This window comes from Thalassobaculum sp. (genome assembly GCF_965223715.1).
Lineage (GTDB): Bacteria > Pseudomonadota > Alphaproteobacteria > Thalassobaculales > Thalassobaculaceae > Thalassobaculum.
This window is the reverse complement of sequence record NZ_OZ245012.1, coordinates 1,907,574-1,931,775: the sequence shown is the minus strand read 5'-3', so window position 1 is coordinate 1,931,775 and position 24,202 is coordinate 1,907,574. Positions and strand designations below refer to the sequence as shown.

The window sequence follows — 24,202 nt, the reverse complement described above, 5'->3', positions numbered from 1 at the left end:
GGGAGATCAGCATGTCGCTTGCCGCCGCACTGAAGAAGGGCCTGGAGACCGCCGACAATCTCGGCAACTGGGACCCGTTCGCCGAGGAGTCCAAGGCCAAGGCGGCACCCCAGTCGGCCGCACGGCCGGCGCTGACCGGGCCGGCGAACACCAACGCGACCGGTCGCGGCCTGGTCGCGTCCAAGGGCGAGGCGGCCAAGCGCAGCCCGATCGCGGCCGTCCGCGACGGCGGCAAGGCCCTCACAGGCGAGACCATGGCGCCGCGTGCGAAGGTGGCCCCGGCCCAGCAGCAGCCGGCTCCGCAACAGCCGGCTCAGGTCCGTCCGGCCGGCACCGCCCAGCAGCGCATGGCGGCCCGGCAGAGCGGTCAGAAGGCGGCTCAGACCCCGGGTCAGAAGCCGGCGCAGCGGGCCAACTGGCTGCACGACGCCGTGCCCGGCGGTCGCGTCAACGCCGCCCAGTATGTGCGCGAACTCGACAGATTTGCGTCCGAAGAGAACCGACGGGCGGTTTCGGACGTTGTCATGGAAGTGAACCAGAGCGAGGTGGAAGGCGTGGTCCGCCACGCCGCCCGGATCAAGGGGCGCTACCTCGCGAAGCTGCTGGATATCGGCAACAAGTCGAAATCCGGCGTCATGGAGGCGGAAGTGAACGAGCTGACCCGCTACCGTGAGACCTATGAAGAGCTTGCTCGCGGGCTCGATATTCTGAAGTCCGCGATCGAGGCCGGGGACATCTCCGTCTCCGGAACGGTTCGGCGCTAAGGGACAGCACCCCTGGGGCATCCGCTCCTGGGGCCCGACGCGAAGGACCTCATTGCCTACCCCGAGTATCGAGGGCCGCCTGCGGGCGGCTCTCTTTTTTTGTGGGTTGGTGGATGGTGCTTCCGTGGGCGGAGCGCCTTGCAGAGGCGTTGGTCGTCGTCCCCCCACATCCTCCATACCGTCTTCCCGGCCCTGAGCCGGGATCCAGAGTTGAAGTTGCCGGAGCGTCGCGGGCTCGCGTCTCACGTTCCATCGGGCGGTCTGCCTGGGTCCCGGCGCAGGGCCGGGAAGACGGAGGTGTGGGGAACGGCCCCTCCCGTCATCCTGACGCCAGTCAGGATCAAGCCACCGGCGACGGGAGCGGCTCGATCCTGACTGGCGTCAGGATGACGGCGCAGGGGAGGTAGAAGCAGCAAGGAGCGCTTCGCCGCCGCCTGCCGCCCACTCTCCATCCCAACCCGGCCCCCCAAAGAAAAAACCCGCTCCGGTGACGGAGCGGGTGAGGTGAGGGGAGAGAGTGCCGTCCTGGGCAGGAAGCCCCCTCGACGGCGAAGGAAACGGGTCAGCCCAGCTGCGGCCTCAGGCGTGATGCAGCGCGCGCGGCGCCTGGCTGTTCAGGAAGCGACGGGCCGCCTCGCGGTGGTGGTCGTGGACGCTGTCGAGATAGATTCGGGCCTGGTGCAGGTCGACGATCCGCTTGCCGTCATCCATGCGCTCCAGCAGGCAGGTGAACCCCACCTCCTTCAGGCTTTCGAACTCCTCGTCGGTCATCTCGTCCATGTGCTGGCGGAACTGGTCGGCGAAGACCCGGGCGAAATGGGTCATGGCCTCGCGGCGGAAGCGCCAGGGCCGGGCCGACAGATGCAGCGCCCACTCATCGATGGCGCCGCGGATGGCCTTGGGAAGCTGGTTGAACAGCAGACCCTCGGCGGTGGGGGCGTTCTCGTTGGCGACGCCGAAGACGGTGTCGAGCTGGATCGGGCCGGCGGCGCGGCCGCACAGGTTGACCGCGCTCATCATCGGCACGTGCCGGGCCTGGGCCACCCCAAGGGCGATGGCCCCGTCGTTGGACGCCTCGAATTGAATCGGATCGGTATTGCGCATTCTGCCTCTCCCGCAGCTGGTTTGTGTTCGGGAGAGGCAACGCAAGCGTCGGGCCAGGAGGGGGGGTCCCTAACGCACTGAAAAACAACAGAACCTGAGAAGGAGAGGATGTTGGGGGTAGGATTTGCCGGGGCGCCACCCGGCAAGCGATGCCGCACTGGACGGAAATCTCCGCCTCGGTCAGTGTGGGCCTCTCGCCGCCGCACCCGTCGGGCAAAAAAAGGGGCCGCGACATGCGCGGCCCGAGTTAAGGGAGGAAACGCCCAAGAAGTGTACACAGCATGTTGGGCAGTCATGCTGCACTGCAAAATATGATCGGCTGGGATATGCTTTGCAACACCTTTTCCATGCCGCGACGCAAAAAATTCAGAGCAGGAACAAATTCGAATGGCGGAAACCCCGAAAGATCAAAGGGATGTCCCGAACACCGGTCCCCTTACGGCGCGTAGGGATGCTCCGGGCCTCCGGCACCTTGCCTTGCAGGGGGCGATGCTTGTCGCAACCGGGGCGCTATGCCTGACCCTGGAGGGCGGTCCGCTGGTCGCCGCGATGGTCGCCCACGGCATCCTGCTGTCCTTCCTGTTCCCGCCGCTGCATGAATGCGTCCACCGTACCGCGTTCAAGACGGTCTGGATCAACAAGGCGGTGGCCGATCTTTGCGGCTTCCTCCTGCTGCTGCCGCCGCGCTGGTTCACCGCCTTCCACATGGCCCATCACCGTTTCACCCAGGATCCGGAGCGCGATCCGGAACTGGCGAGCCCGAAGCCGACCACCTTCCTCGGCTATCTCTACCTGCTGACCGGGCTGGAATACTGGTACCGGATGGTGAAGGGGCTGGTCGGGCGGGCCTTCGGCCATACGCCGGGGGCCTTCATCGACAGCCGGACCCGGCAGCGCTCGATCACCGAGGCGCGGGTCTATCTAGCGCTCTATGCCGCCATCGCCGTCGTCTCGGCCCTGACCGATCCGCGGCCGGTGCTGGTCCTGTGGGTCGGGCCGGCGCTGCTGGGCCAGCCATTCCTACGGGCGTACCTGTTGTCGGAGCATTGGGGCTGCCCCTCGGTGAAGGATATGTGGGCGAACACCCGCTCGGTGGTCAGCATCGCGCCGATCCGCTGGCTCGCCTGGAACATGCCGTACCATGCGGAGCACCACGCCAATCCGGGGATCCCGTTCCATGCCCTGCCGGCCTATGGCGCGGCGATGCAGGGATCGCGCAAGGTCGAGGCGGCGGGGTATCTGCCGTTCCATGGCGAGCGCATCTCGGCCTTGCGGAACGGGACGGCGGAGCCCCTCTAAGGCGCCCGCTCCGGCCGCAGGATGTCCCAGACATACTCGTTCGTGAGAAAGATGCTGGTGTCATAGACGATGTTCAGCCCGGCGAAGGCACCGGCGGTGGCGACGCTTCCGCCGTACAGGTAACCAAGGGTGACGTTCCGGCCGATGCCGATGAACCGGTACAGGATCGTCTTCTCCACGATCGTCTGCTCGTTGGTCTCGTCCAGGGTTGGGCCGAGATTTTGCCAAGCATATTCGAAGCCGTAATAGGCCGCCGCTGCCGTTGCCGCGTTGGCGACGAAGAATCCGGTCGTGGTGGCCGCCGAGGCGCCGACCAGCAGGTCGAACACCAGCACGTCGGCGGCATTGGCCGCCGCCTGATAGGTCAGGGTCTTGTACAGGGTGCGCTGCCACAGGGGCAGGTCGTCGCCGGTTTCCGAGGAGGCGGCTTCGGAGAGGACGGAGGGCGGCGTGGTTTCGGCTTGCTGGGCGCGCGCTGGAGAGGCCGCGAACAGCGCCAGACATCCCGCAAACAGCAACGACCGCCAGCCGGCCGATCCCATCGGCTTCATCGCCTACCCCCGATACTGACCAATCATCCCCAGGCGGGAGTGTAGCAAAGTACCACCGGGCCGTCCCGCGGCCGCGTCTACCCGATGCGGGTCGCCGCCAGCCTGTCCTCGTCCAGCGCCACGCCCAGGCCCGGCGTCTCGCCCAGGATCATCCAGCCGTCTTCATAGGCGAGCGTCTCGCTCAGCATGTAGTCGCGCCGCTCGGCCGACCATTCCGGCGGGTCGTAGGGGAATTCCAGGAAGGGCGGATTGCCGGCACCGCAGGCGAGATGGGCGTTCGCCGCCACACCCAGCCCGTTCGACCAGGTATGCGGCGTGAAGATCAGGTCGGCGGCGACGGCCGCCTCGGCGATCCGCTTCAACCCGCCGATCCCGCCGGTCAGGGCGGCGTCGGGCTGCAGCACGTCGAGGCAGCGCCGCTCGATGATGGTGTCGAACTCGAACACCTCGCGGTTCATCTCGCCGCCGGCGATGCGGATATCGACCGCCGCGCGCAGGGCCGCCATGCCCGCATAATCGGCCCGGTGCAGCGGCTCCTCCATCCAGTAGATATCCAGCTTCTCCAGTTCGCGGGCGACGGCGAGTGCATCCTTCAGCGACCAGGGCCGCTCAGTGTCCCAGGGCATCCGCCAACCCTGGTTGCAGTCGACCATCAGGGTCAGCCGGTCGCCGACCGCGGCGCGCACCGACTCCAGCGCCCTGATGTCGTCGCGCCAGTCGCCCCGGTGAAAACGGATCTTCATCGCCGGGAAGCCGGCCTCAAGGAATGACAGGGCGGCGTCGGCCATCTCCTGCGGGCCGCGCAGGGTGCCCGACGATGCGTAGAGCCGGGTGCGGTCCGAGCGTCCCCCCGCCAGCCGCCAGACCGGCTGTCCCAGGATTTTGCCCGCCAGATCCCACAGGGCGAGGTCCAGCGGCCAGTAGCGGCTGTAATGGAAGGCCAGGTTGTCCAGCACCCGGTTGTGCCGGTCGAGATCCAGCGGGTTCTGCCCGACGAACAGCTCCGCATGCCGCTCGAAGCCCAGCATGGTGTCGCCGGAGCCGACTCCCACCGCGCCCTCGTCGGTCACGACCCGCACGACGGTCGCGTCGAACGCGGTGCGCGGGCGGGTGTCCCAGCTCGCCCGGAACGGCGGATCCAGCGGCAGGCGGTGCTGGGTGATGTCGATGCGCTCGATTTTCATGGGCCGCAGTGGGGACTTTCGCGTTGCACACGTCAACGTCGAATGCGACCCCCGGTGGCGCTTTCCGACGCGAAACTGAAACGCAAACCTGAAACCCTATCCATCGCAACCGAGACGGAGACGCCCCATGCTGTCCGCCTTCACCCATGAGCCCAGCCCGGCTATGAGCTACGGGCTCGACCGGGTCGATGCCCTGCCGGACGATGTGGCCGCCCTGTGCGGCGCCCACGCGCGGGTGCTGATCGTCACCGATCCCGGCGTTGCGGCGACCGGCATCCCCGACGCCGCCGCGCGGCGCCTCTCGGCCGCCGGGGTGGCGGTGGAGCAGTTCGACGAGGTGGAGAGCGATCCGTCGGCGGTCTCGATCGACGCGGCCTCGCGCAAGGCGAAGGTCCATAAGGCCGACCTGATCCTCGGGATCGGCGGTGGCTCGGCCCTGGACGTGGCCAAACTCGCCGCCTCGGTCGCCGTGGCCGATGCGCCGGCGGAATCCTATGCCGTCATGGCCAACCCGCTGCCGGCCCGCGCGATCCGCAAGATCCTGATCCCGACAACCTCCGGCACCGGGGCGGAGATGACCCGCACCTCGGTCTACGGGCTCGACGGCGGGCGCAAGGTCTGGGCCTGGGGCAGCACCCTGAAGGCGGATCTCTCCATCCTCGACCCGTCGATGACCCTGGGCCTGCCGGGGCCGCTGACGGCGGCGACCGGGCTCGACGCCCTGGTGCACGCCATCGAGGCCTATACCCATGTGCGCTCGACCCCGGTGGTGGCCGGCATGGCGCTGCAGGCGGTGGCATTGGTCGCGCAGAACCTGGAACGGGCGGTGACCACGCCGGGGGATGTGGAGGCGCGCGGCCGGATGGCGCTGGGCTCGGCCCTGGCCGGGGTGGCGATCGACGCCTGCGGCACCGGCATCGCGCATGCCTACGGTCATGCCCTGGGGACCCTGGCCCATGTGCATCACGGTCGGGCCGTGGCCCTGGCCATGCGGGTGACCCTGCCCTGGTCGGCGGCGCGGCGTCCGGACCTTTATGCGCCGATCGCCACGGCCCTGGGGGTCGATCCGCGGCTGACCGGCGACGAGGTGGAACTGGCCGCTGCCGGTGCGGACCGGTTCGAGACCCTGCTGCGCTCGGTCGGTCTGCCGGTCTCCCTTGCCGACAAGGGGCTGAGCGGTACGGATGCCGGCCGCCTGGTGACGGTCGCGCTGGCGCCGGAGAACCGGCCGATGATCGACAACAACGCGATCCGGCCGGACGATGCCGAACTGATCGACCTCGCTCGGGCGATTTTGGATGCCGAATAGACCTCAGGCGAGAAGCGGGTAGCCGCGCGCCTCCGCCGTCTCGCGCATCGCGACCATGACGGCATAGTCGGCATCCGAGACCGGGTTCAGGCCGGCAAGGCGGAGCGTATCTCGGGCGGCCGCTCCCTTTGGATCCACCGCCGCCTCCAGCACGCCTTCGGTCACCCGGGCGCGGGTGTCCGCATCCAGGTCCTTGCGCACGGCATAGGGCAGGGCGGGGGTGGCGGCACTCCATCCCATCACCCGGATGCCGGCGACCTCCTGCGGCGCTGCGTCGCCGACCAGGGCGAAGGTGACGCCGTCGATCGCGGCGATGTCCGCCTTGCCCTCCCGCACCATCGCAAGGCTCTGGCGGTGGGCGCCGCTCCAGATGACCGCGCCGAAGAACCGATCGCCGCCGGCGATCTCCGACACCGCGGCACGCAGGGCGTTGCAGCCCGACTGGCTGTCCGGGCCGTTGGCGGCCACCCGCCTTCCGCGCAGATCCTCCAGGCGCATCGCCGGATCGTCGGCGCGCACCACGAAGGCGCTGCGGTACAGCCCGCTGCCGCAGCCCTCGGCCCGGTAGTCCGGCACGGCGATGGCGCTCAGGTCGTCGGCATGGCCGTGGGTGAGGGGATAGCCGCAGGTCTGGGTCAGCAGCAGGGACGGGTCGCGCCAGTTCTCGGCGACCGGTCGGCCCCTTGTCAGCACGTCAGGCACCTCGGCGATCCCGGACCGGCGCAGATGCGTGGCGAGGAGAGCCCACCAGGCGTCTGTCGCCGCCTGCAGTTCCGGCAGGTCGTACATGGTCAGAGCGGCGATGGCGGTCATGCGGCCAGTCCTTTGTCGATCCGGTCGATCAGCGTCCGCATATAGGCCGGGATCTCATGGGCATGGACCACGGCGTGGCGGATCAGCTCGTCGAAGCGGCGGGTGAGGACGCGGATATGCTCGGTCGTGGTGAAGACGATGTACATGTCCCCGGCATAGATCGCCGCCCGCTTGGGCCCGAAGATCGTCACCGGGATTGCATAATCCCGAACCCCGTCGAACAGGACCCAGCGCACGCTCGGGTACAGCTCGTCCACCAGGTCGGCGATATGGGTGAGCTGGCGGCGGCGCACCTCCAGCGGCAGGTCGCGCCAGATCCCGCTGCCGTCGGCGAAGTCCCGCACGCATTGGATGGACGTGCAGATCTCCACGTCGGTCTCCGGCTGGCGGACGTATTCGAGCCGGTCGCGGGATCGGCGCATGGCCTGGTCGGCCAGCGAGCCGCCGGGTTCCTGGTACTCGTAGGCGATCACCTCGGGGATCTTCACCTGATCGGGCAGGCTGGTCGGGACGTAGCGGATCTTGTAGCCCGCCGCCTCCGCATGCCAGCGCAGCAGGTTCTCGTCGGCGACCGTGCGGTTATGCGGGCTGATCTCCGGCGAGCGTTCCATGATGTCGGCGGTGAACTGGCCCTCCTCGGCAAGGCCGAGCAGCCAGTCGAGCGAGACCTGCAGGGTCACCGCCAGCGAGGCCACCGTATCGGCCCGGGGCAGGCGCACGCCCTCGTCGGACAGGATCTGGGACAGGGTGGAGCGGTCGACCCCGATCCGCTTGGCCACCGCCGAGCGGGACAGACCGGCGCGGTCCATCGCCACCGCCAGACGCTCGCGGAACAGGCGGGCGACGTCGCGCTTGTCGGCGGGCTGAAGGGAATGTTGCATTTCCTAAACATCGTTTTTCAAGAAGCGCATTGTCAACATTAGTTTCGCATTGGCTCGTTGCGGCAACAGTCGGGCGACCATACCCTCGCGGCATGGATCAAGTTCATCGCGTTGCCGCCGACAGCACCGGCCACGGGCCCGCTGTCGCTCCCCTCCCTGTTGCCGCCCTCCGGAGCCGGGTCCGCCTGCCGGAGCGGGTGGAATGGCCGACCGTCTGGGTCGCGGCGGCGGTCTATCTGCCGATCGTGGTCACCTTTGCCCTGATTGCGGCCGGCTGGGTGCCCTGGTGGGCTCCCACACCGGTCCTCGCCTGGTGCGTCGCCTGGCAGGCGTCGCTGCAGCACGAGGTGATCCATGGCCACCCGACCCCCCGGGCCTGGGTCAACCGGCTGATTGCCGGGCCGCCGATGCTGGTCTTCGTGCCCTTCGACCGATACCGCGACAGCCATCTGGCCCATCACGTGGACGAGCGGCTGACCGATCCGCTGGATGATCCCGAGAGTTGGTATGTCACCGCCGCGCGATGGCAGCGGGCGGGGCGGCTGGAGCGCGGGTTGCGCTGGATGATGAATTCGCTGGCGGGACGTGTGGTCGTCGGACCGCTCTGGATTCTGGGCCTGTCGCTTGCGACCGATGGTCGCGATCTGGCGGCGGGACGACGCCTCTGCAGCCTGGCGTTGCATTCCGCACAGCTCGGTGTGCTTGCGGTCGTCCTCTCGGTGGCCGGCATGCCGGTCTGGGGCTACCTTGTCCTGGTGGTGTGGCCGGCGACCGGCCTGATGCTGGTGCGCAGCTTCGCGGAGCACCGTCCCGACCCGCTGCCGGCCCAGCGAACGGTGATCGTGGAGGCCGGCGGGGCGTTCGACCTGCTGTTTCTGTCGAACAACCTGCACGCACTGCACCATGAACGGCCCGGATTGCCGTGGTACCTGCTGCGCCGCGTTTTCCGCGATGGCCGCGAGGGGATTCTCGCTCGAAATGGCGGCTACAGGTTCGAGTCCTACGCCAAAATGGCAGCACGCTATCTTTTTTCACCCCGGGATCACCCGATTCACCCAATGTTTCGCTAGCAGAAACTCAACTCACAAGATTGCCCGCGTACGAGAAGTCATTGTTTTCATGGGCGAATATCTTCGGCAGAATGGTTAATTTATGCAAAATTTGTTTTAATTCGCTATTAACGAGTTATAAATAAATCAATGTAATACAACGTATATCGGTGGAACGCGCCGGGCTTGGGTCTGCAATGACTTCAAGTTCGTTGTCGCTCCAGCAATCGAAGGCTATACGAATGGGTGAATCCGGCAGCCTATCTCAACCAGGAGCACCGGGCGTGACGGACCTCTCTCCGTCGCGGTCAGTTCGCCTCAAGCGTGTGGCAGTCGCAAGCCCGACAAACGTGTATTGCCTTGTCAACAAGGTAGTGCGAAACCCATACTGCACTTTTAGTGAGACGGACGGACACGCCCGCCTCCGTCTCGAGGTAAGGAGGTTGAAGTAGCTCCATGGCTAAAGCCAAAGTAGATAAGCGTCGTGATGATCCCAACTATCAGATCACGAACAACAACCCGATCGATGTGCACGTCGGTCGCCGTGTGCGGCTGCGTCGCACGTTGCTGGGGATGAGCCAGGAGCAGCTCGGCGAAGCGCTCAACATCACCTTCCAGCAGGTCCAGAAGTACGAGCGCGGCAGCAACCGCATCAGCTCGTCCCGGCTCTGGGACATCGCCCAGATCCTGGACGTGCCGGTCAGCTTCTTCTTCGACGACATGTCCGACGACACGATGGCGCACTCCCCGCGCCGCATGAAGTCCGGCCAGCCGCGCGACGAGTACGAGGAGAACCCGACGGACCCGATGGCCCGCCGCGAGACCCTGGAGCTGGTGCGCGCCTATTACTCGATCAAGAATCCGAACCTGCGCAAGCGCATCACCGAGATGGTGAAGTCGGTCGCGACCGCGCTGCCGGAAGAGAAGTAAGCCTCTTTCTCCCCCCGAAAATGTTCAAGAGCGCGCCGCTAGCCGGCGCGCTTTTCGTTTATGCGCTCGGTGAGGATGTAGGGAAGGAGCCGGATCGCCTGGATCCGGCGGGGCCGTCAGGCGGAGACGTCGACGCTCTGGCCGCGGGCGGAATCCACCGGAACGGCAGGGGTGGCGGCCGCATTCGGCACCTGGTCGGCGACCTGTTCGGCCACGGCGAGCAGAGACGACAATCCCTGGCCCAGAACGCGCACCTGCTCGTTCGCCGCACGCACGCCGGACACCGAAAGGGCCGCACTTGCCGCTGCTGCGCTCGAAATCGCCATGCCGTGTCGCTCCTGAAACCGACGGGTCAATTCCCTTACATTACAGCAGGATGAGTCGTTTTTGAAGGGCGGATGCCCGAACAGCCAGATCGGGGTGTCGGATGGCGGCGGAGACCGGGGTCATCTGGGGCGGCGTAGTTGCCCTGCGCACCGGCCTGTCCGCGGCGCAGGCGATCCGCAGCTGGGCCCTGCCGCGCGGCTATCGGCGTCTGCTGCTTGTATACGAGTCCGGCTCCCGCGCCGACGACCTTGTTCCCGCGCTGGAAGATGCCGGCCTGGCCGTCTTTCCCTTCGAGCATCCGGGGGGCGCGTCCGTCGCCTCCGTGGCGGAGGCGGTCGCGGCCTATCATTTCGATCAATGCGAGGCCGTGGCCGCCCTCGGCGGCGGAGCGGCGGTGGAACTGGGCACGCTGACCGGCTTCATGGCCGGACAGCACCAGCCGCTGCCGGATCTGGCCGCCGCGCCGGACCGGGTCGATCCCCGGGGCGTCGGTCCGTGTCTGGCGGTGGCGACGGATCTGTCTGGGGTGGTTGCCCTTGGGGGAGCGCGGATCCTGATCGACGACCGCGGCTGCCCGTTTCAGGTGCGCGACGCGCTGCTGCGGCCGGGTGCGGCGGCCTGGTGCCCGGAAGCCGGACGGGACGCGGCGCGGGCCGTCGCCGCGGCCCTTGCCCTCGACGCGGGAGACGGTGTGCTGTCCCAGCGGCTGATCGATGCGCCGGCGGAGACGCTGCCGCACATCGCGCTGGATGTGGCGGCGCTGCTGGAGCGATCCCTCGGCCCGGCGCGGGTCTTCGCCGCCCTGGGCGAGGTGGCGGCGGAGCTGCCGCCCGAACCCACGCTGGCGGCGATCCTGCAGGCCCTCGGCGGTCCCCAGGGCATCCTCTCATTCCTCTCAGACACTCTGGATCCGGAGGGAGGCGGACGCGCGGCGCTGGACGGCCTGCCGCTGGACGGGCTCGCCCATCTCGACCCGGCCACTCTACCGGTGGACATTTCGCCCGTGCTGGTGATGCTGGGACGAGACATACCGGCGCGCAGACGCCGTGGCGGACGGGGAGGGGCGGCGCGCGGCCGTCGAACGAAATGACTGAGACTATCCGCGATGCCGAGCCCGGCGACTACGAGGCGCTGGTCGTCCTGAACAATGCCGCCGTACCGGCGGTGAACGCCCTGACGGTGGCCGACTTCGCCGATTTCGCCGGCCAGGCCGACCTGTTCCGGGTAATCGGTCCACTTGGGGATCCGCAGGCGGTGCTGATCGCCCTGCGGCCGGGGCGCGCCTATGACAGCGTGAACTACCGCTGGTTCGAGCGGACCTATGACAGCTTTCTCTATGTCGACCGGGTCGTGGTCTCCGAGACCCAGCGGGGTCGGGGCCTTGGGGCGATCCTCTATGAGGACTTTGCCGAAGCCGGCCGCCGGCTCGGCGTGCCGCGGCTGGCTTGCGAGGTGAACCTGGACCCGCCGAACCCCGGCTCGATCCGCTTTCACGAGCGGCTCGGCTTCCTGCCCGTCGGGACCCAGGAGGCCGGCGGCAAGCAGGTGCAGCTCATGGCGCGGGACCTGGCAGCGTGAGCGAAGCGCCGCCCGAAGTCGTCGCCTCGCTCCGCGGTCTCGGCCTGATCGGCGCCGACGAACAGCCGGCGATGATCCCGCTGACCGGCGGGGTTGCCTCCGACATCTGGCGGGTGGAGGCGGCGCGCGGGCCGTTCTGCGTGAAGCGGGCGCTCGCCAAGCTGAAGGTCGCGGCCGACTGGCGCGCCCCCGTGATCCGCAACGAATACGAGGTCGCTTGGTTCGAAGCCGTGTCCGAGGCGGTGCCGGAAGCCGTGCCGGAGATCCTTGGTCACGACCCGCAGGCCGGGTTGTTCGCCATGGCCTGGCTCGACCCGTCGAACCACCGGCTGTGGAAGGCGGACCTGGCCGCCGGTATCGCCGATCCGGCGGTGGCCCACGCGGTCGGCGACCGCCTCGGCCGGATTCATGCCGCCACCGCCGCCCGTCCCGAACTGGCCGAGCGGTTTCCCACGGACAGCATCTTCCACGCCATCCGGCTGGAGCCCTATCTGGAGGCGGCCGGCCGGACCCGGCCCGAGGTGGCGGCGGAACTTACCGCGCTGGTCGCCCGCACGGCCGCGACGAAGCGCTGTCTGGTGCATGGCGATGTCAGTCCGAAGAACATCCAGGTCGGTCCGGCCGGCCCGCTCTTCCTGGACGCCGAATGCGCCTGGTGGGGCGATCCGGCTTTCGACCTGGCCTTCTGCCTGAACCATCTGCTGCTGAAATGCCTCTGGGTGCCCGGAAAGGCGGCCGGCTTTTTGCGCTGCTTCGAGCGGATGATCGCCGCCTATTTCGCCCAGGTCGACTGGGAGGATGCGGCAGCCCTGGAGACGCGGGTGGCGAGCCTGTTGCCGGGGCTTTTCCTGGCCCGGGTCGACGGCAAGTCGCCGGTGGAATACCTGACGGAAGAGACGGACAAGGCGCTGGTGCGCGAGACGGCGATCGGCTGGCTGAAGACGCCGCCGGCGACGCTCGACGCGTTACGGGCCGATTGGGCGAAACGGGTGAGCGCGGAAGGCTGAGGGAAATGAGCGATACGATCGACGCGGTGATCGGCCGCCGGGTCTGGGACAGCCGGGGACGGCCGACCGTTGAAGTGGAGATCCGCACCGTCTCCGGCGCCATGGGCCGGGCGATCGCGCCGGCGGGGGCCTCCACCGGTTCCGGCGAGGCGCTGGACCGGCGTGACGGCGGGTCGGCCTTCGGCGGTCTCGACGTGCGCGGTGCGGTGGACTCGGTCAACGGTGAGATCGCCAAGGCGCTGAAGGGCCGCCCCGTGGACGATCAGGCCGGCATCGATCGCGGCCTGGTCGAGCTGGACGGCACCGGCGACAAGTCGCGGCTCGGCGGCAATGCGATCATCGCCACCTCCATGGCGCTGGCCCATACGGCCGCCGCCTCGGCCGGCCTGCCGCTGTGGCGGCATCTGGCGGGCGACGGCGAGCCCGGTCCGCTGCCGTTGCCGGAGATCCAGATCCTCGGCGGCGGCGCCCATGCGGCGCGCCGGGTCGACGTGCAGGACTTCATGGTGATCGCCGTGGGCGCGCCGGACTATCCCACATCGCTGGACTGGACCGCCGATGTCTACCGGGCGGCGGGCAAGATCCTGGCCGATGCCGGCAAGCTGCAGGGCGTGGCTGATGAGGGCGGATTCTGGCCGGCCTTCGACAGCAACGAGGAGGCGCTGGACTGTCTGCTGCGCGCCATCGAGGCGTCCGGCCACGCACCCGGTGACGAGGTCGCCATCGCGCTCGACATCGCCGCCTCCGATTTCGGCAAAGGTGGACGCTACACGCTTGCCCGCGACGGCCGGGAGATCGACAGCGACGGGCTGAGCGAGATGCTGCTCGGCTGGCTCGCCAAATACCCTGTCGTCTCCATCGAAGACCCGCTGGGCGAGGACGACGAGCAGGCCTTCGCCCGCTTCACCGCGGCGGCGCCGGCGGGCGTGCAGATCGTCGGCGACGACCTGGTGACCACCAACGCCCCGCGCATCGCCCAGTGCGCGGCGTTGGGCGCCGGCAACACCGCGCTGATCAAGCCGAACCAGATCGGCACTTTGACCGAGACCCACGAGGCGCTGGAAACCGCCCGGGCCAAGGGCTGGGGCGCCATCGTCTCGGCCCGGTCCGGCGAGACCGAGGACGTCACCATCGTCCATCTGGGGGTGGGTTGGGGCATTCCCCAGCTCAAGGTTGGGTCTTTCACCCGGTCGGAACGCATGGCGAAATGGAACGAGGGGCTGCGGCTGGCCGAACAGGTGCCGACCGGAACCGCCCTGCCGGCGCGGTCGGCCTATCCCTGGGGACGCAGGTAGCGAGGACAAACGGCGGCATGAAGGTTCTGTATCACTACGATGTCGGCCCCTGGCTGCGCGACCGGCTGAACCGGATGGCGAAGGAGGAGGGGCTGCGGGTCGCGATCTGTTCGGAGCGGGACCACGAGGGCTTTCTGGAGCAGATGGCAGACACCGACGTGCTGCTGCACAACCTGGAGCCGGTGAAGGAAGAGCACATGGCCGCCGCACCAAAGCTCAAGCTGGTGCAGAAGATCGGCGTCGGGGTGAACACCATCGATCTTGAGGCGGCCAAGGCGCGGGGCATCGCGGTGTGCAACATGCCGGGCACCAACAGCCAGGCGGTGTCGGAGATGACCCTGCTGCTGATGCTGGCCTGCCTGCGCCGCCTGCCGGTGTTCCATGCCCGCACGGCGCGGGGCGACGGCTGGGGCTGGCCGCCGGCGATGCAGGACACCCTGGGGGAGATCGCCGGCAAGACGGTCGGCCTGGTCGGCAACGGGTCGGTGCCGCAGCTTCTGACGCCGGTGCTGCAGGCGATGGGGGCGAAGGTCATCTTTACCAAGCGCGGCACGCCCGACCCGGCGACCCCTGCCTGGGTCGACAAGGCGACCCTGCTGGCGCAGTCCGACATCGTCTCGCTGCACATCCCGCTGGTGGACGAGACCCGGCACTGGCTGAACCGCGCGGCCATCGCGCAGATGAAGCCAGGGGCGATCCTGGTGAACACCGCCCGCGGCCCGCTGGTCGACGAGGAGGCGCTGGCCGCCGCGCTGGCAGCCGGGCGGATCATGGGCGCCGGGCTCGACGTCTTCGCCGAGGAACCGTCACCGGCCAACAATCCGCTGTTCAAGCTGGACAATGTGGTGCTGGCCCCTCATGTGGCGTTCTTCACCCTGGGTACGCTGGAGCGCAGCCTGGCGGTGGTGAGCGAGAACATCAGCCGCCTGCGTGACGGGCGCGCCCTGCTGCACCGGGTCGCCTGAACGATCCAAGCGAGGAGACCACCGTGAACGAAATCGCGCCGAGCCTCGGCGACCTGCCGACCCCCTGTCTGGTGCTGGACCGCAGCAAGATGGACCGCAACCTGGCCCGCATGCGCCAGCGGGCCGAGACCCTGGGCGTGCGCCTGCGGCCGCATTGCAAGACGGCGAAATCCGCCGAGGTGGCGCGGCTGGCCCTGGGCGGCGAGGTTGGGCCGATCACGGTATCGACCATGCGCGAGGCCCAGTATTTCGCCGAGAACGGCTTCACCGACATCACGCTTGCGGTCGGCATCTCGCCGTCGCGGCTGGGCCAGGCGGCGGAGCTGCTGGCGCGCGGCATCGACCTCTCGGTCATCACCGACAACGCGGTCATCGCCGGCGAGATCGTCGCCGCCGGCAAGGCGCGGGGCGTCACCTTCGCCGTGATGATCGAGGTCGATGTCGGTGAGCACCGCGCCGGCATCGACGCCCATGCGCCCGAGCTGCTGGAGATCGCCAAGATCCTGACCGAGGGCGGCCAGGAACTGCGCGGCATTCTCGCCCATGGCGGCCACACCTATCGCTGTCAGGGCGAGGAGGAGGTGGCGGAGGTCGCCGAGCAGGAGCGGGCCGGCGCGGTGCTGGCGGCCGAACGGCTGCGCCAGGCGGGCCATGCCTGCCCGGTGGTCAGCGTCGGCTCAACCCCCGGCGCGCTGTTCGCGAAGTCGCTGGACGGTGTCACCGAGATGCGGCCGGGCGTCTACATGTTCATGGACCTGTTCCAGTCCGGCGTGGGCTGTTGCGGGCTGGAGGACATCGCCGTCACCGTGATGGCCAGCATCACCAACCTGCGGCCGGAGCAGGGCACGGCGATCATCGACGCCGGCGCGCTGGCCCTGTCCAAGGACCGCTCGACCCAGGCGCAGCCGCGGGACTGCGATTTCGGGCTGCTGACCGACGCGTTCGGCCGGCCGCTGCCGGGGCTGACGGTGGAGGCTGTGCATCAGGAACACGGCCGCATTGGCGGGACCGGCGCGGACCCGGCGGTGCTGCCGATCGGCAGCCGGGTCCATGTATTGCCGAACCATGTCTGCATGACAGCGGCGATGTACGATCGCTACGCTGTCGTCGACGGGCTCGGCAAGGGGCCGAACCAGCCGGTTGTGGCGTTCTGGGAGCGAGTGAACGGCTGGTAGGACACCTGCCGCGGTTATCAGATCAGGGCTTGGAGGCGAGCTCGGCGAGCTGTTCTTCGCTCAGGTTCGCCCCGTCCAGCTCGGCGCCGCGCAGATGGGCCCGGCTCATGCGGGCCCCCTGGAAGTTCGCCCCGCGCAGGTTGGCGCCGGTCAGCTTCGACCCGGTCAGATCGGCATCGACGAAGACGGCGCCGGACAGATTGGACACCCACATCCGCCCGGTCGGCGTCCCGTCGGCGGATTTCAGCTCGACCTCGGAGAAGTTCGCGCCGGCCGCCCGCGTACCGGTCAGGTTGGCGCCGGCCAGGTTGATTCCCGCCAGCTCCGCATCGCGCAGGTCGGCGCCGGTCAGGTCGACACCGGACAGATCCGACATCACCAGACTGGTCCGTCGCATGGTGGAGCCGGCCATCTGCGCCTCGCGCAGGTCGGCGCCGGACAGGTTCACGTCGGAGATGTCGATGCCCTGAAGGTCGGTCTTGGCGAGCTGCGCGCGCGAGCCGCCACGGCCCTGCTCGCGGATCCACACGGCGTGGTCGCGCAGGATATCGCGCATGGAGCGGGACAGGCCCCGGCCGTCGGAATTCACCAGGTTGGCGCCGGCGAGATCGGCGGAGGACAGGTCGACATTCTCCAGGATCGCGCCGTGCAGGTCGGAATTGCGCAACATGGTGCGGTGGATCAGCGCGCCGGACAGGTTGGCGCCGGCCAGATTGGCGCCGACGATCTTGGCATCCGACAGGTTGGCGCCGGACAGGTCGGCCCCCTGCAGGTTGGCGTTCTCCAGGTTCACGCCGGACAGGTTGGCGCCGCACAGCAGCGTCTTCTCCAGGGTCGCGCCGACCATGGAGGAGTGGGACAGGTCGGTGCCCGACAGGTTGGCCCCGTTCAGCTCCGCCTCGTCCAACTCCGACTGGCCGATATTGGCGCGGATGATGGTGGCGGGGGCGGCCGGGTTGCCGCTGATCAGCGCGCCGCCGCGCAGATCGGCTTCCTTCAGGTTCGCGCCGGCGAGGTTGGCGCCGCGCATGAAGGCGCCGCGCAGGTCCGCGCGCATCAGCATGGACTTGGCCAGGTCGGCACCGTCCAGGTTGGCGCAGAACATGTCCGCGTAGGACAGGTCCGCCCCCACCAGGATGGTGCGCGCCATATAGGCGCCGGACAGCTTCGCCGACTGCAGCATGGCGGCGGTCAGATTGAATTCGGAGAGGTTGCAGCCGGACAGATCCGCCCGCTGACCGCCCGACTTGCGCTGGAGCCACCGTTCGTGACTCTCGATCATCTTGAGTATCTGTTCGGGGGTCATGAGGGCGACCCTGCTTTCCAGCCGTCGATGATCACGCGGTAGATCTTCGTCGGCCGCGGATCGGTGGCATAGAAATGCTCGTCTATGCGGACCTTCAGGTCCCGCATCTCGCAGTGTTCCTGCAACTGTTGAAATCCTCTGGTCTCGACGATGTCTGCGAGGCTGGTTCCGAGATCCGCCGCCGTGACGTCTTTGAGCGGCTCGCCGTTCTCGTCAGTCAGGTAGTAGATCACGAACCCGCCGCCGGTCGGACCGACCCGCGAGTCGGCATAGCGTTCCACGTCGTCTTCGACACGGCTGATCAGTTCCAGAAGTTGGTTGCTGACCGTGTGAAGAAACGATGCGTTAGGCTCGGCCACAGTGGTCTTCATTGTTGAAGGTCAATCCGATCTGGTGTTTGGACGTCGATGGACCGACCAAGACGAAGCGTTAAAAGCTCGACGCGACGTTCAATCTCTCGACCAAACGTCGCGCCGGTGCGGAAACTGGAGCCCGCAACATTTGGGGGCGCCGGCAAAGTCGTGAACTCTGCCCGCCGTATGGGCTATCGATCAACCGTCCGAAGAAGGCGTGGTCGTGGGCGTCTGCGGCGCCATGACCGTCTGGCTGGTCGACTTGTCCGATGCGGTCTTGGATGACCAGCCGCACGCCGAAGCGTCGGAAACGCCAAACATGGACAGGCCAAAAGTCAATCCAAGGGTAACGATGAGGGTGCGCATGATGTGCCTCCTATCTGTAGACCCCAAGGATAGTGTGTAAAGCGCCTCACGACAACTGGAACCGGATCAGACGGCGGCCGCTTCATTGTTCAGCGCGGTTTCCAACTGCGCGGGATCGACCACCGTGTCGGTCAGGTTCGCACCGGCCAGATTCGCCCCCTTGAGCTGGGCACCGGTGAGGTCGCAATGGGAGAGATTCGCTCCGCGCAGGTCGGCGCCCCGCAGGTCCGCGCCGTTGAGTTTGGCGCCCGACAGATTGGCCGGCCAGAGGCGACCGGTCGGCCGTCCCTTGCTGTCCTTCAGGTTGACCGGCGAGATGTTCGCCTTCTGCAAATTGGCGCCGACCAGGCTGGCGTTGGAGAGGTTCACCCCCTCCAGGACCGCCTTGGTCAGGTCCGCCCCTTCCAGGTTGCATTTGGCGAGGTCGGACATCACCAGCAGGGTCTCTGAGAGATTGGCGCCGCTCAGGGTGGAGGTGTGCAGGTCCGCACCCGACAGGTTCACCCCGGACAGGTCGATATGGCTGAGATCGGTGCCGACCAGCACCGCCCGGTCGCCGAGCCGTCCGTCCTCGCGGATCCAGACATAGTGATTGTTCAGCATGTCGCGGATGTCGGAGGGCAGGGTATCCTCGCTGCGCACCATGTTGGCGCCCGTCAGGTTGGCGGTCGCCATGTCGCAGCCGTCGATATTCGCGCCGGACAGGTTGGCGTGCTTGAACACCGTGTTGTTGATCACGGCACCCTGGAGCTGCACGTCCTGCAGGTTGGCGCCGGTGAAGTCGGTGTCGCTGAGGATGCAGCCCTTCATGTCGGCACCCTCCAGGTTGGCGTTGCGCAGATTGACCCCGGACAGATTCGCGCCGCTCAGGGTCGCGCCGGCCAGGTTGGCATTGGCCATGGCCGAGTTCGACAGGTTGGCGCCGCGCTCGTTCTTGGTCGGGCTCTCGCGCTCGCCGTCCTCGTCGTCGCTGCCGAACATCAGGGTTCCGCCGCGGAAATCGGCGCCACGCAGGTTCGCCCCGGTCAGGTTGACGTTGCGGATATTGGCGCCGCGCAGGTCGGCGTTCTCCAGGTTGCAGCTCTTGGCGTCCACCCCGTCCAGGATCGCGCAGAAAAGGTCCGCCTCCGACAGGTCGGTACGCTGCAGGATGGCGCGGGTCAGGTCGCAGCCAGACATCTTGGCGCCACGCAGCCGCGCGCCTTCCAGCGAGAAGCCGGTCAGGTTCTGTCGGGCAAGATTGGCCCGCACCCCGCCCCGACCCTTGGTCAGCCAGGATTCATGCTCCTGCAGGATCATGACGAATTGTTGCGGCGTCATCGGGATGCCCCAATCCCTTGCGGTCTCATTGCGCGAATGTCTCCCCCACCGTGCAGGGGAAACGTTAACACATCGTTTGTCCCGGTAAGAAGCGTGCTCGGCGGGACTGCCGCCGCGGCCTGCCGCTAAGCCCTGCCGGCGATGGCTATTCCGCCGGCGCGCCCTTGGGATCCGGGCCGCCGGACGGTGGTGCCGAAGCCGCCGGGGAGGCTGGGGCCGGATGCTTCGCCTCGCGGCCCTCGATCGCCGCCATGAACAGCGACAGCATCGGCGGGATGAGGCCCAGTGTCAGCACGGCCGACAGGGCGAGACCGCCGACCACGACGGAGCCGAGGCCGCGATACAGCTCGGAGCCGGCGCCGGGGAACACGACCAGCGGCAGCATGCCCAGCACGCTGGTCAGGGTGGACATGAAGATCGGCCGGATACGGTTGCTGGTCGCCTCCAGGATCGCCGCACCCGGCGCCATGCCCTCGTCGCGCAGGTGATGCAGCGTCTGGTGCACCAGCAGGATCGCGTTGTTCACCACGATGCCGATCAGAATGACGAAGCCGAGCAGGGTCAGCATGTCGAGCTTCTGCGGGGTGAAGAAGTTCAAGACCCCAAGGCCCAGCATGCCGCCGGCGGTGGCGAGCGGCACGGCGAAGACGATGATGATCGGATACAGGAAGCTCTCGAACAGGATCGCCATGACCAGGTAGACGATGACCAGGGCCAGGACCAGGTCGATCTGCATCTCGGCCCAGGTTTCCTGCAGCTTGCTGGCGGTGCCGGACAGCCGCATGGTGACGCCGGCCGGAACGCCTTCGGCCACGACCTTGGCGATCACCTGGTCGCGCAGGATCTCCATGCTCTCCTCGAGCGCGATGGAGGCGGGGGGCTGCACCACCAGGGTGATGGTGCGCAGGCGCTCGCGGTGGCGGATCTCGGTCGGGCCGGTGGTGACCGTGACGGTCGCCAGGGAACTGGCGGGCAGGATCATGCCCTGTTCGGTGACCACGGGCAGGGCCTCGATCCCCTGCGTCTGGGTCACGTTCTTCACCGGACCGCGCAGGGTCAGGTCGACCCGCTCGCCGTCGACGGTGATCTCGGCCACCCGCAGCCCGTCATTGAAGGCATCCACCGTCTGTCCGAGTTCCTGGGCGGAGATGCCGTTATCCGCCAGATTCACCCGGTCCGGGAGCAGCCGGACCTCCGGCGCGCCCAGCGTGAGGCTGGGCAGGGGGCGGATCTGGGTCCCCTCGCTGCGCGGCAGGACATCGTTGATCGCCCGGTCGATGCGCTGGGCGACCTCGACGATCTGGTTCATGTCTCCACCGGAGATGTCCAGGTCGACCGCGCCCGATCCGCCGACGCCACGGCCGAACAGGGAGGTCTGGAAGAAGAAGGATCGGGTGCCCGGCACCGAGCTGACCGGCGCGCTGAGCACCGGGATCAGGTCGGCCACCCGGGAGTCGTCGGCCGCGGCGGCACCGATGATGGTATTGGCGCGGAAGGCGACGAAGAAGAAGCGCGACAGGGTCGGGGTGCCGTCCTCGGTCTGCAGCCGCTCGCCGCTCTCGTCCCAGATCGGCCGGGTCGCGTTCTCGAGCTGGCCGGCGATGGCGGTCTGGGTGTCCAGGTTATAGCCCGGCGGCGGCGAGAGCCGGCCGATCACCAGGTTGCGGTTGCCGTTCGGCAGGTAGTCGAGCTTCGGCAGGAAGATGTAGGTCGAGACCGAGCAGACGACCGTCAGGGCGATGATCATGGTGGCGGCGAAGCCGCGCGACCGCACCGCGCTGCGGGTGATGCCCATAACGCTGCGGTGGAAGCCGCGGGCGAAATGGTCGATGCCGGGCACCCGCCGCTCCTGGGCCTTCTCCACGCCGGGGCCGAGAAGGCGGCTGGCCAGGGCGGGCACCACCGTGACCGACACCAGCAGGGACAGTAGCACCGAGACCGAGATCGCCACCGCAATGTCGCGGAACAGCTGGCCGACCTCGAGCTGCATGACCAGGATCGGGATGAACACCATCACCGTGGTGAGGGCGGAGACCAGCACCGCGCCCCACACCTGGGAGGCGCCGAGATACGCCGCGTCCTTGGCGCTGCGGCCGTTCTGGCGCAGGCGGAAGATGTTCTCCAGCACGACGATGGCGGCGTCGACCACCATGCCGACGGCGAAGGCGAGGCCGGCAAGCGAGATCACGTTGATCGATCTTCCGAGCGCCGCCATGGCGACGAAGGAGCCGATCACGGAGACCGGGATCGCCAGGGACACCACCAGCGTGGCCGACCCGGAGCGCAGGAAGGTCATCAGCACGACCGCCGCCAGCAACCCGCCGACCCAGATGTTCTGCTGCACCAGGTTGATGGCCGAATTGATGTAGGTGGTCTCGTCGTAGACCTTGTTGATGTAGAGCCCCTCGGCCGGCAGGTCGAAGGCCGACAGCTCCTCCAGGGCGGCGTCGACGCCGGCCATGGTCTCGATCACGTTGGCCCCGGTCTCGCGGCGCACCGGCATCGCCATGCCGGGCTCCCCAAAATAACGGATGCGGGAGACCGGTTCCTTGTAGTCGAAGACGACGGTGCCGATATCGGCCACGGTCAGCCGCGCGACCCGCCCGGTCACCGGGTCCACGGTGGAGCGCAGCACGACGTCGCGCACCGACTGGATGCTCTCGAAATCGCCCTCGGTGCGCACGGTGTAGCGGCGCTTGCCCTCTTCCACCGCGCCGGCGGAGATCGACGCGTTGGCGGCGCGCAGGCCCTGGACCACCTGGCTGATGGTGATGCGGTTATGGGCCAGCCGCTCCGGATCGACGATGACCTGCATCTCGCGCTCGGAGCCGCCATAGACGTCGACGCGGCTGACGCCCGGCACCCGCTCGATCTTGGTCTTGATCACGTCCTCGGCGAAATCGCCGAAGGTGTGGATCGGCCGGTCGTTGCCTGCCACCCGACGCAGGGTCAGCCAGGCGATAGGATTGTCCTCGGCCCCGGCGGTGCTCAGCGTCGGCTGGTCGACCTCGGCCGGATAGTCGCCGACCCGGTCGAGACGGTTGGCCACCAGCAGCAGGGCGCGGTCCATGTCGGTGCCGACCTGGAACTCCAGCTCCACGCGACCCCGGCCGGTCTCGGCCGTGCCGATCATCTCCTCCAGCCCTTCCAGGCCGCGCAGTTCGTCCTCCTGGCGGTTGACGACCTCGCGCTCGACCTCGGCCGGGGCGGCGCCGAACCATTCGGTCTCCACGGTGATGACCGGCTGGTTCACGTCCGGGGCGAGCTGGATCGGGATGTTGAGCAGGGCGACGACGCCGAACATCACCACCATCAGCACGGCGGAGATGATGGCGATCGGCCGCTCGATCGAGGCGCGGATGATGTTCATGGCTCGCTCCCCCGCCCGCGGCTCAGCCCTGGCCTTCGCCGACCGCGACCGGCTGGCCCGGACGCAGCACCTCGTTGCCGCGGATCACGGCCAGCTCGCCGTCCTCCAGGCCGCTCAGCACCTCAAAGCGGTTGCCGACGCTCTCGCCCAGCCGCACCGAGCGGGGGACCGCCTTGCCGTCCAGCACGACGAAGACGATGTTCTCGCCGCGCTGCACGGTGACCGCGTCCTTGGCCACAGTCAGCACCTGACGGCTCTGGTCCAGGGGCACCGCCAGGGTGATCGCCTGGTTCGCCGCATTGCCGACCTGGTCGGCATCCTGCGGGGTGAAGCGGACCGCGCGGGTGCGGGTCCGGGTGTTCTCCTCCGGGATCACCGCGCGGACCACGGCGAACAGGCGGCTGCCGTCCTGCAGCGCGCCCTCGACCACGGTGCCCGGAACCAGGCCGCCGGTGCGGTCGGCCGGCACGTCCGCCTCGATCTCCAGTGCCACGTGGTTGAGCATGGTCACCACCGGGTCGCCGAGCCGGACATAGGAGCCGGCCGAGACATGCTTCACCGTGACCACGCCGTCATAGGGTGCTGTGATCTCGGCGTCCTTCAGGGCGATCTCGGCCAGCTCGAGCTGGGCCCGGGCGACGGAGGCGTCGGCCTCGGCGGCACGCAGGGCGGCGCGGTGGGCCTCCACGTCGCGCTCCGCATCCTCCATCCGGTCGGGGCGGTGGGCGCTGGAATTGCGCAGCTTGTTCAGCCGGTCCAGGGTCTGCTGCGCCTTCGCCAGGTTGGCGCGCTCCTGGATGATGTCGGATTCGGCTGCCTTGGCCTGGGCTTCGGAGCGGGTGCGTTCCGCCGCCAGCCGGTCGTTCGACAGCCTGGCGATCACGTCGCCCTGCTTCACCCGGTCGCCGACCTGCACCACCATCTCGTCGACCCGCTCCGCCACGCGGGCGGCGAGCACGCCGGACTGCCGGGCGACGAAGCGGCCGAGCACATTGACCGTGGCGATCAGCGGCTCGCGGGTGACCGGATCGACCGCCACCGAGGCGGCGCGTCCCTGGGCCAGGGCGGGACCGGTGGCGAAAAGCACCGCGCAGAGGGCCCAAAGCCCGAGGAAGAGGGCGGCGGAACGGGCAGGAACGGGCATCTTCTGCAAGTCCTCAATGTCGATCGACGGAGTAAAGGTAGCACTCGCCACGGGCTTGCAAGTCTACAGGGTGAGATATAGCAGAGTCCGCAATTATTAACCGTCCGGCGCG

At 68.1% G+C, this 24,202-nt stretch carries 23 protein-coding genes; 11 read left to right on the top strand and 12 right to left on the bottom strand.

All coding sequences use genetic code 11. The annotated features are described in order from the left end of the window. Positions 1 to 11 precede the first annotated feature (11 nt). On the top strand, positions 12 to 764 hold the full coding sequence (locus tag ACOQOP_RS08920; protein ID WP_420565974.1) for a hypothetical protein: 753 nt from the start codon (positions 12 to 14) through the stop codon (positions 762 to 764). Between the two features lie 579 nt (positions 765 to 1,343). Here the strand turns inward: ACOQOP_RS08920 and ACOQOP_RS08915 are convergent. Further along, entirely contained in the window at positions 1,344 to 1,868 is a 525-nt protein-coding gene (locus ACOQOP_RS08915) for a hypothetical protein (RefSeq protein WP_420565973.1), read from the bottom strand. Positions 1,869 to 2,357: 489 nt separating this feature from the next. Between ACOQOP_RS08915 and ACOQOP_RS08910 the strand changes: the two genes are divergently transcribed. Then, a complete protein-coding gene (locus ACOQOP_RS08910; RefSeq protein WP_420565972.1) occupies positions 2,358 to 3,167 on the top strand; it encodes a fatty acid desaturase in 810 nt (269 codons plus the stop codon). Here ACOQOP_RS08910 and ACOQOP_RS08905 read toward each other — a convergent pair. Further along, on the bottom strand, positions 3,164 to 3,718 hold the full coding sequence (locus tag ACOQOP_RS08905) for a DUF2061 domain-containing protein (protein WP_420565971.1): 555 nt from the start codon (positions 3,716 to 3,718) through the stop codon (positions 3,164 to 3,166). The genes ACOQOP_RS08910 and ACOQOP_RS08905 overlap by 4 nt on opposite strands. Before the next feature lie 77 nt (positions 3,719 to 3,795). Next, a complete protein-coding gene (locus tag ACOQOP_RS08900; protein ID WP_420565970.1) occupies positions 3,796 to 4,902 on the bottom strand; it encodes a mandelate racemase/muconate lactonizing enzyme family protein in 1,107 nt (368 codons plus the stop codon). 127 nt (positions 4,903 to 5,029) lie between these two features. Between ACOQOP_RS08900 and ACOQOP_RS08895 the strand changes: the two genes are divergently transcribed. Then, the gene (locus ACOQOP_RS08895; protein WP_420565969.1) at positions 5,030 to 6,211 is read left to right on the top strand and encodes an iron-containing alcohol dehydrogenase; all 1,182 of its coding nucleotides are present in this window, start codon (positions 5,030 to 5,032) and stop codon (positions 6,209 to 6,211) included. Between the two features lie 3 nt (positions 6,212 to 6,214). On the opposite strand, the gene ACOQOP_RS08890 is transcribed toward ACOQOP_RS08895, so the two are convergent. Then, positions 6,215 to 7,024, bottom strand: coding sequence for a phosphate/phosphite/phosphonate ABC transporter substrate-binding protein (locus ACOQOP_RS08890; protein ID WP_420565968.1), 810 nt, complete (start codon positions 7,022 to 7,024; stop codon positions 6,215 to 6,217). Then, entirely contained in the window at positions 7,021 to 7,905 is an 885-nt protein-coding gene (locus tag ACOQOP_RS08885; protein ID WP_420565967.1) for a helix-turn-helix domain-containing protein, read from the bottom strand. Before ACOQOP_RS08885 ends, ACOQOP_RS08890 begins: the two co-directional genes overlap by 4 nt. Positions 7,906 to 8,102: 197 nt before the next feature. On the opposite strand from ACOQOP_RS08885, the gene ACOQOP_RS08880 reads away from it, so the two are divergent. Further along, positions 8,103 to 8,975, top strand: coding sequence for a fatty acid desaturase (locus ACOQOP_RS08880; protein WP_420565966.1), 873 nt, complete (start codon positions 8,103 to 8,105; stop codon positions 8,973 to 8,975). Between the two features lie 435 nt (positions 8,976 to 9,410). Further along, positions 9,411 to 9,884 carry a helix-turn-helix domain-containing protein gene (locus tag ACOQOP_RS08875; protein ID WP_028792594.1) on the top strand — a complete coding sequence of 158 codons (474 nt, stop codon included), beginning with the start codon at positions 9,411 to 9,413 and terminating at the stop codon, positions 9,882 to 9,884. 116 nt (positions 9,885 to 10,000) lie between these two features. Here the strand turns inward: ACOQOP_RS08875 and ACOQOP_RS08870 are convergent, their stop codons facing one another. Continuing rightward, positions 10,001 to 10,210 carry a hypothetical protein gene (locus ACOQOP_RS08870; protein ID WP_420565965.1) on the bottom strand — a complete coding sequence of 70 codons (210 nt, stop codon included), beginning with the start codon at positions 10,208 to 10,210 and terminating at the stop codon, positions 10,001 to 10,003. A 101-nt stretch (positions 10,211 to 10,311) separates the two neighbouring features. Here ACOQOP_RS08870 and ACOQOP_RS08865 point away from each other — a divergent pair, with 101 nt between their 5' ends. The 6 genes from ACOQOP_RS08865 to ACOQOP_RS08840 are packed head-to-tail and all read left to right on the top strand — an operon-like array spanning position 10,312 to position 16,231. Beyond that, positions 10,312 to 11,301, top strand: a complete 990-nt coding sequence (locus ACOQOP_RS08865; protein WP_420565964.1) for an iron-containing alcohol dehydrogenase — start codon at positions 10,312 to 10,314, stop codon at positions 11,299 to 11,301. Continuing rightward, positions 11,298 to 11,789 (top strand): GNAT family N-acetyltransferase, encoded by a 492-nt coding sequence (locus ACOQOP_RS08860; protein WP_420565963.1) that lies wholly within the window; start codon positions 11,298 to 11,300, stop codon positions 11,787 to 11,789. Before ACOQOP_RS08865 ends, ACOQOP_RS08860 begins: the two co-directional genes overlap by 4 nt. Further along, a complete protein-coding gene (locus ACOQOP_RS08855) occupies positions 11,786 to 12,796 on the top strand; it encodes a phosphotransferase family protein (RefSeq protein ID WP_420565962.1) in 1,011 nt (336 codons plus the stop codon). The genes ACOQOP_RS08860 and ACOQOP_RS08855 overlap by 4 nt, the downstream gene beginning before the upstream one ends. Positions 12,797 to 12,801: 5 nt before the next feature. Further along, on the top strand, positions 12,802 to 14,091 hold the full coding sequence (gene eno / locus ACOQOP_RS08850) for a phosphopyruvate hydratase (RefSeq protein ID WP_420565961.1): 1,290 nt from the start codon (positions 12,802 to 12,804) through the stop codon (positions 14,089 to 14,091). Positions 14,092 to 14,108: 17 nt separating this feature from the next. Beyond that, positions 14,109 to 15,056, top strand: a complete 948-nt coding sequence (locus ACOQOP_RS08845) for a 2-hydroxyacid dehydrogenase (RefSeq protein WP_420565960.1) — start codon at positions 14,109 to 14,111, stop codon at positions 15,054 to 15,056. Positions 15,057 to 15,079: 23 nt separating this feature from the next. Then, the gene (locus ACOQOP_RS08840; RefSeq protein ID WP_420565959.1) at positions 15,080 to 16,231 is read left to right on the top strand and encodes an alanine racemase; all 1,152 of its coding nucleotides are present in this window, start codon (positions 15,080 to 15,082) and stop codon (positions 16,229 to 16,231) included. Positions 16,232 to 16,253: 22 nt separating this feature from the next. Here the strand turns inward: ACOQOP_RS08840 and ACOQOP_RS08835 are convergent, their stop codons facing one another. The 6 genes from ACOQOP_RS08835 to ACOQOP_RS08810 form a co-directional block, all read right to left on the bottom strand. Beyond that, positions 16,254 to 17,513 carry a pentapeptide repeat-containing protein gene (locus tag ACOQOP_RS08835; RefSeq protein ID WP_420565958.1) on the bottom strand — a complete coding sequence of 420 codons (1,260 nt, stop codon included), beginning with the start codon at positions 17,511 to 17,513 and terminating at the stop codon, positions 16,254 to 16,256. Positions 17,514 to 17,533: 20 nt separating this feature from the next. Further along, on the bottom strand, positions 17,534 to 17,908 hold the full coding sequence (locus tag ACOQOP_RS08830) for a hypothetical protein (RefSeq protein WP_420565957.1): 375 nt from the start codon (positions 17,906 to 17,908) through the stop codon (positions 17,534 to 17,536). Between the two features lie 180 nt (positions 17,909 to 18,088). Next, positions 18,089 to 18,256 (bottom strand): hypothetical protein, encoded by a 168-nt coding sequence (locus ACOQOP_RS08825; RefSeq protein WP_420565956.1) that lies wholly within the window; start codon positions 18,254 to 18,256, stop codon positions 18,089 to 18,091. Positions 18,257 to 18,322: 66 nt separating this feature from the next. Continuing rightward, positions 18,323 to 19,576, bottom strand: coding sequence for a pentapeptide repeat-containing protein (locus tag ACOQOP_RS08820; RefSeq protein WP_420565955.1), 1,254 nt, complete (start codon positions 19,574 to 19,576; stop codon positions 18,323 to 18,325). Positions 19,577 to 19,721: 145 nt separating this feature from the next. Continuing rightward, positions 19,722 to 22,946, bottom strand: coding sequence for an efflux RND transporter permease subunit (locus ACOQOP_RS08815; RefSeq protein ID WP_420565954.1), 3,225 nt, complete (start codon positions 22,944 to 22,946; stop codon positions 19,722 to 19,724). A gap of 22 nt (positions 22,947 to 22,968) precedes the next feature. Continuing rightward, complete coding sequence (locus tag ACOQOP_RS08810) at positions 22,969 to 24,090, bottom strand: efflux RND transporter periplasmic adaptor subunit (RefSeq protein WP_420565953.1); 1,122 nt, start codon at positions 24,088 to 24,090, stop codon at positions 22,969 to 22,971. Positions 24,091 to 24,202: the final 112 nt, after the last annotated feature.

Bases quoted from the DNA above. Each gene is read 5' to 3' on its own strand.
- ACOQOP_RS08845 (WP_420565960.1), top strand. From the start codon at position 14,109: ATGAAGGTTCTGTATCACTACGATGTCGGCCCCTGGCTGCGCGACCGG.
- ACOQOP_RS08825 (WP_420565956.1), bottom strand. From the start codon at position 18,256: ATGCGCACCCTCATCGTTACCCTTGGATTGACTTTTGGCCTGTCCATG.
- ACOQOP_RS08810 (WP_420565953.1), bottom strand. From the start codon at position 24,090: ATGCCCGTTCCTGCCCGTTCCGCCGCCCTCTTCCTCGGGCTTTGGGCC.
- eno (WP_420565961.1), top strand. From the start codon at position 12,802: ATGAGCGATACGATCGACGCGGTGATCGGCCGCCGGGTCTGGGACAGC.
- ACOQOP_RS08865 (WP_420565964.1), top strand. From the start codon at position 10,312: ATGGCGGCGGAGACCGGGGTCATCTGGGGCGGCGTAGTTGCCCTGCGC.
- ACOQOP_RS08835 (WP_420565958.1), bottom strand. From the start codon at position 17,513: ATGATCGAGAGTCACGAACGGTGGCTCCAGCGCAAGTCGGGCGGTCAG.
- ACOQOP_RS08920 (WP_420565974.1), top strand. From the start codon at position 12: ATGTCGCTTGCCGCCGCACTGAAGAAGGGCCTGGAGACCGCCGACAAT.
- ACOQOP_RS08830 (WP_420565957.1), bottom strand. From the start codon at position 17,908: ATGAAGACCACTGTGGCCGAGCCTAACGCATCGTTTCTTCACACGGTC.
- ACOQOP_RS08885 (WP_420565967.1), bottom strand. From the start codon at position 7,905: ATGCAACATTCCCTTCAGCCCGCCGACAAGCGCGACGTCGCCCGCCTG.
- ACOQOP_RS08895 (WP_420565969.1), top strand. From the start codon at position 5,030: ATGCTGTCCGCCTTCACCCATGAGCCCAGCCCGGCTATGAGCTACGGG.
- ACOQOP_RS08860 (WP_420565963.1), top strand. From the start codon at position 11,298: ATGACTGAGACTATCCGCGATGCCGAGCCCGGCGACTACGAGGCGCTG.
- ACOQOP_RS08910 (WP_420565972.1), top strand. From the start codon at position 2,358: ATGCTTGTCGCAACCGGGGCGCTATGCCTGACCCTGGAGGGCGGTCCG.
- ACOQOP_RS08905 (WP_420565971.1), bottom strand. From the start codon at position 3,718: ATGAAGCCGATGGGATCGGCCGGCTGGCGGTCGTTGCTGTTTGCGGGA.
- ACOQOP_RS08815 (WP_420565954.1), bottom strand. From the start codon at position 22,946: ATGAACATCATCCGCGCCTCGATCGAGCGGCCGATCGCCATCATCTCC.
- ACOQOP_RS08870 (WP_420565965.1), bottom strand. From the start codon at position 10,210: ATGGCGATTTCGAGCGCAGCAGCGGCAAGTGCGGCCCTTTCGGTGTCC.
- ACOQOP_RS08890 (WP_420565968.1), bottom strand. From the start codon at position 7,024: ATGACCGCCATCGCCGCTCTGACCATGTACGACCTGCCGGAACTGCAG.
- ACOQOP_RS08820 (WP_420565955.1), bottom strand. From the start codon at position 19,576: ATGACGCCGCAACAATTCGTCATGATCCTGCAGGAGCATGAATCCTGG.
- ACOQOP_RS08900 (WP_420565970.1), bottom strand. From the start codon at position 4,902: ATGAAAATCGAGCGCATCGACATCACCCAGCACCGCCTGCCGCTGGAT.
- ACOQOP_RS08915 (WP_420565973.1), bottom strand. From the start codon at position 1,868: ATGCGCAATACCGATCCGATTCAATTCGAGGCGTCCAACGACGGGGCC.
- ACOQOP_RS08875 (WP_028792594.1), top strand. From the start codon at position 9,411: ATGGCTAAAGCCAAAGTAGATAAGCGTCGTGATGATCCCAACTATCAG.